Source organism: Pseudoglutamicibacter albus (assembly GCF_022346425.1).
Taxonomy (GTDB): Bacteria; Actinomycetota; Actinomycetes; order Actinomycetales; family Micrococcaceae; genus Pseudoglutamicibacter; species Pseudoglutamicibacter albus.
Genome location: NZ_JAKRCW010000010.1, coordinates 22,527 through 35,982, shown reverse-complemented (window position 1 = coordinate 35,982; position 13,456 = coordinate 22,527). Strand labels below are relative to the sequence as shown.

12 protein-coding genes and 1 tRNA gene are annotated in these 13,456 nt (G+C 58.2%); 8 read left to right on the top strand and 5 right to left on the bottom strand.

Going from position 1 to position 13,456, the window contains the following annotated elements; translation table 11 throughout:
- Positions 1–2: 2 nt before the first annotated feature.
- A complete protein-coding gene (locus MHJ63_RS07090) occupies positions 3–965 on the bottom strand; it encodes a metal ABC transporter substrate-binding protein (protein WP_239446756.1) in 963 nt (320 codons plus the stop codon).
- Between the two features lie 309 nt (positions 966–1,274).
- Positions 1,275–1,358, bottom strand: a tRNA-Leu gene (locus MHJ63_RS07085).
- 336 nt (positions 1,359–1,694) lie between these two features.
- Here MHJ63_RS07085 and MHJ63_RS10055 point away from each other — a divergent pair.
- The 7 genes from MHJ63_RS10055 to pknB are packed head-to-tail and all read left to right on the top strand — an operon-like array spanning position 1,695 to position 11,158.
- Positions 1,695–2,465: an FhaA domain-containing protein gene (locus MHJ63_RS10055; RefSeq protein WP_070507537.1), complete on the top strand. Its 771-nt coding sequence runs from the start codon at positions 1,695–1,697 to the stop codon at positions 2,463–2,465.
- 4 nt (positions 2,466–2,469) lie between these two features.
- Positions 2,470–2,967, top strand: a complete 498-nt coding sequence (locus MHJ63_RS07075; protein ID WP_239446755.1) for an FHA domain-containing protein FhaB/FipA — start codon at positions 2,470–2,472, stop codon at positions 2,965–2,967.
- Positions 2,967–4,448, top strand: a complete 1,482-nt coding sequence (locus tag MHJ63_RS07070) for a PP2C family protein-serine/threonine phosphatase (RefSeq protein ID WP_239446754.1) — start codon at positions 2,967–2,969, stop codon at positions 4,446–4,448. The genes MHJ63_RS07075 and MHJ63_RS07070 overlap by 1 nt, the downstream gene beginning before the upstream one ends.
- Complete coding sequence (locus MHJ63_RS07065) at positions 4,445–6,070, top strand: FtsW/RodA/SpoVE family cell cycle protein (RefSeq protein ID WP_070491330.1); 1,626 nt, start codon at positions 4,445–4,447, stop codon at positions 6,068–6,070. Before MHJ63_RS07070 ends, MHJ63_RS07065 begins: the two co-directional genes overlap by 4 nt.
- On the top strand, positions 6,067–7,524 hold the full coding sequence (locus MHJ63_RS07060; protein ID WP_035756059.1) for a penicillin-binding transpeptidase domain-containing protein: 1,458 nt from the start codon (positions 6,067–6,069) through the stop codon (positions 7,522–7,524). The genes MHJ63_RS07065 and MHJ63_RS07060 overlap by 4 nt, the downstream gene beginning before the upstream one ends.
- Positions 7,521–9,221: a protein kinase domain-containing protein gene (locus MHJ63_RS07055; RefSeq protein WP_239446753.1), complete on the top strand. Its 1,701-nt coding sequence runs from the start codon at positions 7,521–7,523 to the stop codon at positions 9,219–9,221. Before MHJ63_RS07060 ends, MHJ63_RS07055 begins: the two co-directional genes overlap by 4 nt.
- A gap of 8 nt (positions 9,222–9,229) precedes the next feature.
- Positions 9,230–11,158 (top strand): Stk1 family PASTA domain-containing Ser/Thr kinase, encoded by a 1,929-nt coding sequence (gene pknB, locus MHJ63_RS07050; RefSeq protein WP_052048437.1) that lies wholly within the window; start codon positions 9,230–9,232, stop codon positions 11,156–11,158.
- A 122-nt stretch (positions 11,159–11,280) separates the two neighbouring features.
- Here pknB and MHJ63_RS07045 read toward each other — a convergent pair whose 3' ends face one another.
- The 3 genes from MHJ63_RS07045 to MHJ63_RS07035 form a co-directional block, all read right to left on the bottom strand.
- Positions 11,281–11,934: an anthranilate synthase component II gene (locus MHJ63_RS07045; RefSeq protein WP_035756115.1), complete on the bottom strand. Its 654-nt coding sequence runs from the start codon at positions 11,932–11,934 to the stop codon at positions 11,281–11,283.
- Between the two features lie 71 nt (positions 11,935–12,005).
- Positions 12,006–12,194, bottom strand: a complete 189-nt coding sequence (locus MHJ63_RS07040; protein WP_035756061.1) for a hypothetical protein — start codon at positions 12,192–12,194, stop codon at positions 12,006–12,008.
- Positions 12,194–12,934, bottom strand: a complete 741-nt coding sequence (locus MHJ63_RS07035; RefSeq protein WP_070491328.1) for a class E sortase — start codon at positions 12,932–12,934, stop codon at positions 12,194–12,196. The genes MHJ63_RS07040 and MHJ63_RS07035 overlap by 1 nt, the downstream gene beginning before the upstream one ends.
- A gap of 182 nt (positions 12,935–13,116) precedes the next feature.
- Between MHJ63_RS07035 and MHJ63_RS07030 the strand changes: the two genes are divergently transcribed.
- Positions 13,117–13,434: a cell division protein CrgA gene (locus MHJ63_RS07030; protein ID WP_232219275.1), complete on the top strand. Its 318-nt coding sequence runs from the start codon at positions 13,117–13,119 to the stop codon at positions 13,432–13,434.
- The last annotated feature ends 22 nt before the right edge of the window (positions 13,435–13,456 follow it).

Here is a 13,456-nt window from a genome sequence, read left to right as displayed (position 1 = left end):
GTCTACTCTCCTGAGGTTTTCAGGGCGTCAGCGATAGCGCGGGCATTGTGTTTGAGCGCACCGATGTAGGTGTCCACGGGTGCCTCAGCGCCCAGGGAGTCTGCGTACAGCTCCTGGTTGGAGACCTTGACGTGCCAGCCATGGGAGCGGACAGCTTCTTTAAGGCTCGTGATCGCCTGGGGGTTAGCTTGGTTGTCCTGGAAGATCACCGGGACCTTCTTATCGGCGATGAACTTCGCGAGTTTCGCCAGCTCAGAGGCGCTGAGTTTCGCTTCGCTGGAGACGAAGTCGGTCGCGTGAACATCAAGGTCGAAGGTTTTACCGAAGTAGTTGAAAGCGTCATGACCAGTAACCAGGATGCGGGGGTTGATTTTGCCTTCTGCTAGAAGGCCGCGTGCCTCATCTACCGCTGCATCGATCTCCTTGAGGTACTTGTCGGCGTTAGCCTTGTATTTTTCGGCGTTGTCCGGGTCCACTTCGGCGAACTTATCGGCGACGTTCTTCACAACGAGCGACCACGCGTCAGGGCTGTTCCATATGTGCGGGTCATGCAACGCATTTCCCTGATCATCAGTTTCAGGCCAGTCCAGCAAGAGGTTCTTGGGGAGGCTCTCCCCCACGGCCACCTGCTTGTCACCGAGGCTTGTGAGCAGGTCCGTCATCTGGGCTTCCAGGTGTAGGCCGTTCCAGAACACGAGATCTGATTTCTGGATGGTCTCGATGTCTTTGGTGGACGGCTGGTAGGTGTGTGGGTCGCCGCCGGGGCCGACCATGGTCGTGACTTCGGCATCGGGCGCGATGTTCTTGACCGCATCAGCGAGGTATCCGGTGGTCGCGTAAACCTTGATCGACTTGCCGTCACCGCCCGCCTTGGTGTTGGAACCGCTGTCAGAGCATGCTGTGAGCCCGAATGTGGCAAGTACGGTGATCGCGATTATAGAGAGGAGTTTCTTGATGTGCTTCAAGAGAGGCAACCTTCCAATGTCAGTAAGTGGGTGAAGGGATTTCCACCCACTAGGACTGTTGATGTGCCCTGCCCAAAGCGCATCATGGTGGCATGCCTAAATATAATGTTCGATGCGCCGTAGTTGCAAACAGGGATAGCTCGTAGTCGATTCGAGGAAGGTGAATTTGGCGCGTGATCTACCGGAAGGGAGCGCAAGCAGGCCGCGTATAAGCAGTGCAACCAAGCAGCCTAAAAAAGAGCAGAAACGAAAAGAGCGGTGTTGTAACCAGACCTATTCGGTCTGCGTTACAACACCGCTCAGAAAACGTGCGCGAGGGGGGACTTGAACCCCCACGCCCTTGCGGGCACTGGCACCTGAAGCCAGCGCGTCTACCAATTCCGCCACTCGCGCGTAAACTTATTCGTTCCCTCCACGCTCGATGTGAACACATCATGTGAAAGACAACAGAGAAAAGCTTAACTGAGGATGCCTAGATTTCATAATCGACACATCCGCAACCCCGTCACAGTGCCGCATTTAGTGCCACATTGGGGCGGCTGTAACGCGCGGAAACTTCACTGATTTCAGACAGGTTGAGGCATGAACAGGTGCTTTAGGTAAGATCGGAGAACGATGTGCCCCACATCCGCCGTGCCTGAAAACCAGAATCACGGCAGAACACGGGACACACCGTAGCGCCTCGTGAACCGCGAGCACACAGCAAACACAGTTGAGAGGAGGTTCGTTGTGGGAATTGTCAGAGGATTCGAAAAAGGACTCGAGCGCCTCGTTTCACGCGCATTCCGCGGCAACTCCAACGGGACCATCAAACCCGTAGAGATCGCCAATCTAATCCGTAACACCATGGATGACGAATCTTTCTCGATCTCAGAAGGCCGCACCGTCGCACCGCACTCCTTCACAGTCCGGCTCGGCGCCGACGCGTTCGACCAGGCACGCGAATGGGGTACCGCGCTAGCGCAAGAACTCGCTGACGTCGCACTCGAACACGCGCAACGCCAGGACTATTCACTACGCGACGCCGTAACCGTAACCTTCCGCAAAGACGAATCGATCCAGCCAACACAGATCGAAGTCGATGCTTCCCTCGGCGGAACCAAAGCACCAAGCACGCCACAGCCCCGTCCATCCGCGCGCCCACAACTGAGCTCCGCGGAACAACAAGCCAGCACCCAACACATCCGTCCCACCGGCAACCGGACACCCGTCATCGAAATCGACGGCAGCCGTTACGCCCTAAGCGGCGACAGCGTCGTCATGGGCCGCGCAGGCGATGCCGGACTCCACATCAACGACCAAGGAGCCTCCCGCCGGCACGCCGAAATCGTGCGCCGCGGAAACCGTGTATTCATCCGCGACCTCGGCTCCACCAACGGAACCTACGTCAACGGATCCCGCATCGAAGGCGACGAAGAGCTACTCGACGGAACGATCATCTCGATCGGTCACGCCCGCCTGACCTTCTCCTGGCAGGACGCCCCCGAAGGAATGAGCTAACCGCATGGTCCCATTGGTAGTGACGCTACTGCGTATCTCTTTCCTCGTATTCCTCTGGATCTTGGTCCTCATCATCGTGATGTCGATGCGCCGAGACCTCGGGGTAGGAAAGCGTGCACGCATACAGCCAGCCGGCGCCCCAGCAGGCCCGTCCGGACCATCCGGGCCTGGCCCCGGCATGTCCAGCCAGCCCTCACAGGCGCCCCGCAACATCGCGCACGCACTCGTGGTTGTTGAAGGCCCAGGGGCCGGCACGTCAGTACGCCTAGCTGCCAGCCCGGTCCTGCTCGGCCGTGCGCAAGAAGCGAGCCTCGTCTTGATGGACGACTACGCATCATCCCGCCACGCCCGCTTGTTCCCGCAAGGAACCCGCTGGTTCCTCGAAGACCTCGGATCAACCAACGGAACCTATGTGGATGAAGTACAGCTGACCCGCGCCCAGCCGATCGAGATCGGCCAACGCATCCGCATCGGCAAAACCGTGATGGAGCTGCGCCCATAATGGCCCTATATTTCGACTTTGCCGCCCACTCCGATGTGGGCTGTGTACGCCGCAAGAATGACGACTCCGGATACGCGGGCCGTCACTTCGCGGTCGTCGCTGACGGTATGGGCGGCCACGTGGGCGGCGACGTCGCCTCCGCATCGACCGTGCTGGACCTCGTCCACCTAGACCGGCCCGATGTCGAGGAACCCAACACGATCCTCGCTGACGAGATCCAGTCAGCGAACATCATCCTCAACGAACTCGTTGAACAAAACCCCAAACTCTCCGGTATGGGAACCACCGTCAGCGCTATCCTGCTGGAAGGTTCCAAACTGCACCTCGCCCACATCGGCGATTCACGCGCCTACCGGTTGCGTGACGGTGAGTGGGAACAGATCACCAAGGACCACACGTTCGTCGAAAAGCTCCTCGCTGAGGGTCGCATCACCGAAGACGAAGCGAAAGTCCACCCGCATCGCAACGTGATCATGCGTGTTCTTGGGGACTCTGACGCCTCCCCCGAACTCGATATGTCTGTGATCCCCGCTACCGCCGGGGAACGCTGGATGCTGTGCTCCGACGGTGTGAACGCCGTGGTTTCCGAGGAAGAAACCGAGGAGATCGTTCGTAGCGCCGCGACTCCGCGGGAAGCCGCGGACCGCTTGGTTGAGCGGACCCTCGAGCTCGGTTCACCAGATAACGTCACTGTCGCTGTTGTGGACATCGTGGACGATGCTGACAAACCACTGTCGGAAGAGTTCAGCAACATAGAGGTCCCAACCCCTGACACGGGTCAGATCGAGGTCGCTCGCGGCGGTGACCTCGCCGCTAATCAGGCGTTGTTGCGTCACGCGATGGCTAACCGCCCGCACGAACTCGTTGGCGCCGCGCAGCTGGCGACCGAGTCGGGGCAGATCCCGATTGTCACGCAGCGTTCCGGTGAGCGTCGCGCGGCAGCGCTGCTTCAGCATCGTTCTACCGAACGTGAACGCCAACTGGCGCTCGCGGCACTTGATGAGGAGCCGCCACGGCGTCGGTTCGCGTGGGTTTTGCCTACCACGCTCGTTGTTTTGGTGCTGATCCTGCTCACGGGCGGCTACTTGGGGTACGCCTGGACCCAAACCCAGTATTACGTGGGGGTCCACCAGGGTAAGGTCGCGATGTTTAAGGGTATTTCCCAAGACCTTGGCCCTATCAAGATGTCGAGTGTGGACACCGAATCGAAGATTCCACTCGAGGCGCTGCCCGAATACACCCAGACCCAGCTTAAGAGCGGCATCGCAACGCAGTCGCGTAAGGATGCCCAGCAGATTATGCACGATGTGCGGATCACCGCCCAGCAGTCGTGCCCTGTAGTGGCGCCAGCACCGCCTGATGTTGTTGCGCCGGATAGCTCTGGTAAGGCTTCGCAGTCCTCGCCGGAGAAGGCACAGGACGGAAACCCTGGTGATGAGGCTCCGGAGTGGTGCCATGAGTTGCGTGGTGATGTTGAGTGAGCGTTACCGCGAATCGTGCAAAGAAGTTGCCAACCCGGCGTAATACCGAGCTCTTCTTGCTCGTTCTTGCGTTGGGTGTCACGGCTTTAGCGGAGTTTTTGGTTTCCACGACTGCGGGTTCCTCGCGTAATGATCAGTCGTGGCTTCCCAACATTCTCGTTCTGGGTGCCTTTGGCGTAGGCGTGAACATTTCGCTACGCATCTGGGCTAAATATGCCGACCCATACATACTTCCTGTTTTGGTTGCGCTGAACGGGATTGGCTTGGCAATGATCCACCGCCTCGACCTTGCCGGACCGCCAGAATTAGCCACCGCCGCTACATCCCAGTTGCTATATTCCGGTGTCGGCATGGCTTCTGCCGTGATCATCCTGTGGGTCATCCGCGATCACCGCGTGCTACGCAAGTTCACGTACGTGTGGCTCGCGGTCTCCGTCGTATTGCTTCTCTTGCCGATGGTTCCCGGCCTCGGTTTCGCAACCTACGGCGCCCGAATTTGGATCCGCATCGGCTCGTTCTCGGTTCAGCCTGGTGAGTTCGCCAAGGTCACCCTCGCAATCTTCTTCGCCAGCTACTTGGCTTCCAAACGTGACCTCATCCTCCTGGCAGGCCACAAGATCGGTCCCCTCCAGTTGCCTCGCTATCGCGACCTAGCGCCTATGTTGATCGCATGGTGCATTGCGATGGGCATCATGGTGATGCAGAGGGACCTCGGTAGCGCCCTGATGTTCTTTGGCCTCTTCATGGTCATGATCTATGTAGCAACCGGCAGGATCTCCTGGATCCTCATCGGCGGTGGGCTCGTTGCTCTCGGCGGCCTCTTCGCCTACATGTTCATGGGGCACGTCCGGGCCCGTTTCCAGATTTGGTACGACGCTTTCAACCCAGACATCTACTACCGCGACCCAGGCGGCAGCTACCAGGTGGTTCAGGGCCTATTCGGTATGGCTCACGGTGGTCTTGGCGGCACTGGACTAGGCGCCGGCTCCCCTGAACGCATCCCGGTAGCGAAGTCAGACATGATCTATGCCGCTCTCGGTGAAGAAATCGGCCTCGTTGGCCTCTTCGCCGTTGTCATGTTCTTCTTGCTGTTTGCCTCGCGCGGTATCCGCGCGGGCCTGGGTGCCCGTGATGGCTTCGGCAAGCTACTAGCCACCGGACTGTCTTTCGCGGTCGCGTTCCAGTTCTTCATCGTTACAGGCGGCGTGCTGCGCATCATCCCATTGACCGGCTTGACCACCCCGTTCATGTCCGCAGGTGGTTCATCCTTGCTTGCTAACTGGGTTCTAGCGGCCGTGCTGCTGCTCATCAGCCACAATGCGCGGCGCCCAGCAACCGGTGGGTTGCTCACAAGCGAAGATGATTCGCTACTGGCAAGCAAACTTTCGGCACCTGAGACGCCGTCTGCTCTGGACGCGCGTGAAGACGACCGGCCACGCCCCGAAAGCAACCACACTAGCCAGGCAAACCGGCCGAACCAGTCCAACGCTCGCCCAGGTGCCCATCCAGAGGCTCGCCCAAGCGGCCGCCGCGCCGCACATCGGGCAGGACACCAAGGCCATCGTGATGATTCCCGCCCTAGTGATGCCCGTCCGAACGCAGGAGGTGCTACGTCAGCATGAATCCAGCAATCCGCCGTACCTGGCTGGCTGTCGTAACCCTGTTCGTAGTTATCCTCATGGGCACAACCTATGTTCAGTTCATCGGTGCTGAGAAGCTCAACACCAACCCGTTGAACAGTCGACCCATCCTCGCTAACTATGACCGCCCGCGTGGCGCGATCCTTGTGGACGGCAAACCGATCGCCCAGAGCGTGAGGACTGAAAACGGTCCATATAAGTTCAAGCGAACCTACACGGATTCCAAGCTGTACTCCGGCTTGACGGGCTTCTACTCGATCAACAGTGGCGCAACCCAGCTTGAATCGACTCAAGAGTCGACCTTGTCTGGCACCTCCGATGATCAGTTCTTTGACCGTTTGAGCAACCTCTTCACGGGCAAGGAAGACCGCGGCGCTGATATCGAGCTGACCATCGACCCGGCTATCCAGAAAGCCGCCTACGATGCGTTACCGGACGGTAAGCAGGGTTCCGTTGTTGTGACTGATCCCCGCGACGGACGGATTCTCGCGATGGTCAACAAGCCGACCTTCGATGCGAACGAGCTGTCTGTAGAGAACGCGGATCAAGCTAAGCAGAACCGCGCCAAGCTCGAATCTGTTCCGGGGCTGTCGGTCAACTGGAATCCCGCTGTCTATGACCGCATCCCGCCTGGTTCCTCGTTCAAGTTGCTGACCCTGATCGCGGGGTTGGAGACAGGCGATTTCCAGATGGATGAGGAATATGACAACCCTCCGTCCTGGTCACCACCTGGTACGGAGAGGGAGTTGAAGAACTTCAGCGTCGGTATTTGCGCTAGCAAGCCGGATAAGGCCCCGCTTACCTTCATCGTTGCGCAGTCCTGTAACACTCCGTTCGCTCAGGTTGTTCAAGACATCGGTGCGGACAAGATGAAGGACGTCACCAAGCGGTTCGGTTTCGGTGAGAAGCCGGACTGGATGGGTTTGGCTCCAACCTCAGCATCGGTGTGGCCGGACACCTCCGACCCCGCGCAGCTGGCGTACTCGTCGTTCGGCCAGTTCGATGTTCAGGCAACCGCGTTGCAGATGAACATGGTTGCGATGGGTATCGCGAATGACGGGGTGATCATGCGTCCGCAGTTGATCAAGCAGGTCACGAGCCCTGACCTGCGTGTTTTGAGGCGTTTCAAGGCCGAGGAGTTTGGCCGCGCCACCAGCTCTGAGGTAGCTCAGGATATGACCAAGCTGATGCGCGAGCCTGTGAAGTCGGGTACCGCAACGCGGGCGCGTGTGTCCGGTGTGGACCTTGCAGCCAAGACCGGTACCGCAGATATTGGCGAATCAGGCAAGGTCAACGGCTGGATCACCGGTTTCTTCCCAGCAGATGAGCCTCAATATGCGGTCACGATTGTTGTCAAGAACGTCACTTATGAGGAAAGCGCTGGCTTGTCTAGCACCATCATGAGCAAGATTGAGAGGGCGGTGATGAACCGATGAGACCATCCAGCGGAATGGTTCTTGGAAGCCGCTATAAGCTCACTGACCGCATCGCGATTGGCGGTATGGGTGAGGTTTGGAAAGCTCTAGACGATGTCTTGGGCCGGGTTGTTGCCATCAAGATCCTCAAAGAGGAATATATGGGCGATCCGGGCTTTAGGGAGCGTTTCCGGGCTGAGGCTCGGCATACGGCCCTGCTTAATAATGACGGCATCGCGAATGTTTACGATTACGGCGAGGCCGATGGGTCTGCTTATCTGGTTATGGAGCTGGTTCCCGGCGAGCCGCTTTCCACCATCATTGAGCGTGAACGCCACCTGAACTCGGATTTCACTCTTTCGGTGATCGCTCAGACTGCGCGCGCGTTGGGGGCTGCGCATGCGCGTGGTTTGGTGCACCGCGATGTGAAGCCGGGCAACCTTTTGATCATGCCGTCCGGCAAGGTCAAGATCACTGATTTCGGTATTGCGCGTTTGGCTGATCAGGTTCCGTTGACTGCTACGGGCCAGGTCATGGGTACAGCGCAGTATTTAGCGCCGGAACAGGCTACCGGGCAGCAGGCTACGGGCCAGTCTGATCTGTATTCTTTGGGCGTTATCGGTTATGAGTGCTTGGCTGGTCGCCGCCCGTTCACGGGTGAGTCGCAGATCGCCATCGCGTTGGCGCAGGTCAATGACAACCCGCCGGCGTTACCTGACACGGTGGATGCCCCGGTGAATGCGCTCATCATGTCGATGCTGGCTAAGGATCCTCTGGATCGGCCGGCTAACGCATCGAAGCTGGCGATTGCTGCCGATGCGTTGCGTGCGGGTCGTGTCTCCGATGCGGTTGCTGCGGTGCCGGGGATGAAGTTGTTCCTGAATCAGGACTCTGATGCCGCCAATGACGCCCCTACTGCCGCGACGACCGTGGTGGATTCTCAGGATGCGAACCCGTCGACCTCCCAGTTGCCTGCAGTGGATTCTGTTTCTGGGTCCGCGGCCCCTTCCTTCCCGATGTTCGAATCGGGTGAGGAAGAAGGCGGCTTCCCTGGGCCTTCGGATCCGGATGATGATGAGGATGATGGCGCTAAGAAGACGTGGCTGTGGTGGCTCATTGGTCTTCTGGTGCTTGCGCTGATTATTGGTGGCGCGGTTCTGATTCCGAAGTTGACGGGTGGTTCGGCGAAGCCGAGCCCGTCGGTGAGTGAGTCTGTTTCGGAGTCAGAGTCTGAATCCGAATCTGAATCGGAATCCGAGTCTGAGTCCAAGAGCGCGGACGATACTGTGCTGGTGACCAAGTCGAAGTACCTTGGCCAGCCGTATCAACAGGCCATGGGTGAGCTTGAATCGCGTGGCTTTAAGGTTGAGGCAGAGCCTCGTCAGGTTTCCTCGGCGTCTCAAGCGGCTCGGGTTGTGGATATCGACCCGACGGGTGAGCTCGAGAAGGGTAGCAAGATCACCATCTATTACGGTGCGTTCACTTCTCCGCAGCCGGCCCCGTCGCCAACTCAGCAACAACCGACTCAGCAGCCGCGCCCTTCGCGGACGCAGCAGCCGAGCCCAACTCAATCTGAGCAGCCTTCACAGACAGAGCAGCCAAGCCCGACCTCGGATCCGCCTAGCGAAACTGCGCAGCCGAGCGCAGAGCCTAGCCAGAGTGCCCCGCAACGATCAGGTAGGCCGTTGCCATCCATTGACCCTCCAAGTAGCAACTGAGGTGACTCGTGACTGAGGACGAACAGCAAGACCGCCCCCGTCATCGGGAGGAAGAGCAGGCGGCGCAGCCACGCCAGCACACTCTGAATGATCGTTATGAGCTTGACCGCTTGATTGGCCGCGGGGGCATGGCCGATGTGTGGCTGGCTCGCGACGTTTTGTTGGGCCGCGATGTAGCCGTGAAGATTCTGCGCTCCGATTTGGCGCGGGACCCTATTTTCCAGGCTCGTTTCCGCCGCGAAGCGAAGGCTGTGGCTGGCCTGAATGACCCTACGATCGTCTCGGTTTTTGATACTGGTGACACGGATGTTCGCATCCCGGGGGAGCATTCGAGCCTCAAGGTCCCGTTCATCGTGATGGAGTACGTGGCAGGCCATACGCTCAAGGAACGCCTCAAGCATGGCCCGTTGTCGCAGAAGGACGCGATCAACGCGACCCTCGGTGTTCTTGCGGCGTTGTCGTCATCGCATAAGCAAGGCATTGTGCACCGCGACATCAAGCCTGCCAACGTGATGGTCACCAATTCCGGGTCTATCAAGGTCATGGACTTCGGTATTGCGCGTGCGTTGGCGGATTCCGCCGCGACCATGACACAGCCACAAACGGTTGTGGGTACTGCCCAGTATCTTTCACCTGAGCAGGCTCGTGGCGATGATGTTGATCAGCGTTCGGACCTGTATTCGGCCGGTTGCTTGCTGTTTGAGTTGTTGACGGGCCGCCCTCCTTTCCAAGGCGATTCTCCAGTTTCAGTCGCGTATCAGCACGTGAGTGAAGCTCCACCGCGTGCTCAGCGTTTCAACCCTGAGATCCCGCAGGCTATGGAAGAGCTTTTGCAGGTCGCGTTAGCCAAGGACCGCGAGGACCGCTACCAGACCGCGGATGAGTTCGCCGCTGCGTTGCGTTCCGTGCAGCGTGGAGAGACACCGCCGTCGCCGGCTACGCTCGCGACGCGCACCCTGCCTGCTGCGGCACCTGCGGCAGCGATTATGGGTGCAACCCAAATGCCGCAGAACGGCTCTGGGCATGCCATGAACGGGCAGCCTTTGAACGCCCAGCCTGTTGCGTTGCAGGAAAGCAATGACGATGAGGAGCTTGAGGAGCGCGATAGGCGCAGCCGGAAGGGTCTGTGGATCGCTTCTTCGATCTTCGGTGTGTTGCTGATCGTCGGCGTGGTGTTCGGGCTGCTGTGGATGCAGGCTGAACGCGAAAGGAACGCGCCAGTCAACATTCCTTCTTTGGAAAACCTCTCTCTCGAGCAGGCGCAAGCGAAGCTGAGTGAGCTTGAACTCAACTATGAGGTCAAAGAAGAGCACTCGGATTCCGTTGATGAGGGCCATGTGATCTCGACTGACCCTGCGGCTGGCACGAGCGTGAAGAAGCAGACCGTGGTGACGCTCATGGTTTCTGAGGGTACCGATAAGGTTAAGGTTCCCCGTGACGTGATCGGTAAGAATGAGCGCGAAGCCCGTCGAATCTTGGAAGAAGCGAAGCTCACGGTTTCGGATGACGTCAAGACGAAGGACTCCGCTAGCGAATCGCAGGGGACGGTGCTTGAGGTGAGCCCGAAACCTGGGACTGAGTTGCGTTTCGGTGACGAAGTCCAGTTAACAATTTCTTCGGGTGAGGTCAGCCTTCCTGACGTGACGGGGCTTGAGGAATCCGAAGCCGTCAAGAAGTTGACCTCGGATGAGTACAAGCTTGAGGTCCAGGTGACCCGCGCCGTGGATGATTCTGTTGACGAGGGGACCGTGGTTTCTCAGCGTCCAGGCAAGGGCACTAAGACCTCGCCGGGCAGCATCGTTGTGATCGTGGTTGCGGAGGCTCCGGAACAACCGAGTGAAAGCCCGTCCGATGAGTCTGAAGATGGGGGAGATGAATCCGATTCCGGAGAGGATTCTGAGGAATCCCCGTCCTCAACCATCGGAGCCGACGAATAGTCTCGGTATCGTCGAGTAGTCACCGTTGACCATCGGCCGCTATCTAGTATCAGCGGCCGATGGTCATATCAGCGTTCGGCCTTGCCACACCGGTTGCTCGCTTATGCCGTAGAGGCCGCTGACTAGCGCTGATTGACACTACTGATGAGCGGGCTGAGTTTCTCAGCCCGCTCTGCTGCGCCCGGCAGGCCAAGGGCTTCGAGCCAGTTACCGAGCATCCGATAGCCGTCTTGTGTCAGGACGGACTCGGGATGGAACTGCACACACCATGCCAGTGCGGTCTTGTGAGCTAGCCCCATGATCACCCCGTCCTGGGTTTGGGCGGTTACCTCGAGATCATCTGGGACCGTACCGGCTTGCACTGCCAGCGAGTGGTACCGAGTTGCTGTGAACGGATTGGCGACCCCTTCGAACATGGGGTGGCCCGTGTGTTCTACGAGTGAGGTTCGCCCGTGCATAAGCTGTTCTGCGTGGCTCACTATGCCGCCGAACGCCTCAGCTTGAGACTGCAGACCTAAGCAGACCCCATACAGCGGAATATTCTTTTCAGCACATATACGGATTAGACCTATGCTTATTCCGGCATTTAGTGGATTGCCTGGGCCGGGGGAGATGAGTACGCCATCGAAATCTTCTGCTAGATTCCGGGCTTCTTCGAGTGAATATTCGTCATTGCGAATAACTCTGACTTGCGCTCCGAGCTCGCGGAGATAACCCACCAGGGTATAGACGAACGAGTCATAGTTGTCGACAACAAGTACCCGACCACCCTGCAACGATTCCTGACGCTGCGCTGCCTCAGGGGTCAGCCGCTCGTGCTCACGGCCCCCTACTTGGTACCCGTGTGTCACTTGCCTCCGCCTAACGTTCCCAGAATGCTCCCGCTAACCGTGGAGTCTTGCCACGGGCTGTAGGGATTCAGCAGAGGGAAGACGTAGTTCATGAGCAGCAGGATCACAAAGACGGCAAGGAGGATCGCTTGGAGTACCCGGATCCACAGTGGGCCAGGTAGGAGCCTGAAAATGAAGCCGTACATCAGCCGTTTCCTCCCGTAGTTTTAGTGACGATGTCTTCGATTTCGGCAGGGATTGGTTCACCGCGTTTAGAGAAGTCGGTTTGTTCGAAGGTTGAGATGATGCGCTCGGCCATACTGAACGGCGGATGGCAGGTTGTCAGCGTCATAAGTTTCTCTTGCGGTTTCGCTCCGGGCTGGCCGGGTACTGGAAGTAGTACGTCGGATTGCTCCGGGCTGACGTACTGGAGTTGCCGGAGCTTATATGAGTAGATGCCGTCCTTGGTTTGAATGTAGGCGGTGTCGCCTTCGCTGAGTTTGTCCATGTCCCAGAACACTTGCCCGTGGGTTTGGCGGTGGCCAGCGAACGCTACGTTGCCCTTCTCGCCAATCATTTGGGTTTGTGGGTAGCGGCCTACGCCCACGGTGTTGAGGACATCCATCCCAATGCCTTCAGCGATGGGCTTGGCATAGTTGTGGCCGAATTTAGGGATATAGAGGATTCCCCAGGTTTCCCCTTCGATCGGGGTAGTGGGTTTACCGTCCTTGCTCTTCTTCTCGGCTTGATCCCATTCTTGGGTGACCTGGCTGATGGCGTTTTGCTGAACGGATTCGGCTTCGATGTTGGTCCACCACAGCTGCCAACCAATGAAGAGGAGGACGAAGAGACCTGCGGTGAGCAAAAGTTCAGCGATGATCCCGATGATCACTGACCCGACGCTGCGTCGCCTGCGAGGCCGTCGGGCAATTGGCTCTGCTGTCACAAGCCCCTCCTGAGTTTGTTAGCTCTATTGTGGACTCTTTAGCATTTTCAGGGTTATGTACCGTTAGAATGTGATGTTGAGCCCGAGCCCGGGAACACTAACCAATATTACAACCTGTTCATATCCAGGCGTTGAACACTGAGCCGTTGACACCGCTACGTTGAACGGGTTGAGGAGGACACGTGTCTGAATCTTCCAAGCGCGCATCTTCTAATCCGAAGAAGATCGGGAACCCTGCTGCACGTAACGCTGCGATCAAGCAGCAGGAGCTGACTCGTCGTCAGCGCCGTGAGGCCAGCGAGTTCCAGCCTGTTTCTCCTGTATATAAGGCCATCATGTTTGGCTTCATGATTCTCGGTCTGGTGTGGATCGTGACGTTCTATGTTGCCCACATGGTCGGTGTCGAGTTGCCGATCCCGAAGATCGGTAACTGGAACATTCTGATTGGCTTCGGTATCTCCATGATCGGCTTCATCATGATGTTCGGCTGGCGAGAATAGAGCCAGTCATCTTATCTACTCA

What these genes read in the sequence shown, in the direction of transcription:
- MHJ63_RS07060 (WP_035756059.1), top strand. Translation starts at nt 6,067, where the DNA reads ATGAATCCAGCAATCCGCCGTACCTGGCTGGCTGTCGTAACCCTGTTC.
- MHJ63_RS07040 (WP_035756061.1), bottom strand. Translation starts at nt 12,194, where the DNA reads ATGTACGGCTTCATTTTCAGGCTCCTACCTGGCCCACTGTGGATCCGG.
- MHJ63_RS07070 (WP_239446754.1), top strand. Translation starts at nt 2,967, where the DNA reads ATGGCCCTATATTTCGACTTTGCCGCCCACTCCGATGTGGGCTGTGTA.
- MHJ63_RS07055 (WP_239446753.1), top strand. Translation starts at nt 7,521, where the DNA reads ATGAGACCATCCAGCGGAATGGTTCTTGGAAGCCGCTATAAGCTCACT.
- MHJ63_RS07075 (WP_239446755.1), top strand. Translation starts at nt 2,470, where the DNA reads ATGGTCCCATTGGTAGTGACGCTACTGCGTATCTCTTTCCTCGTATTC.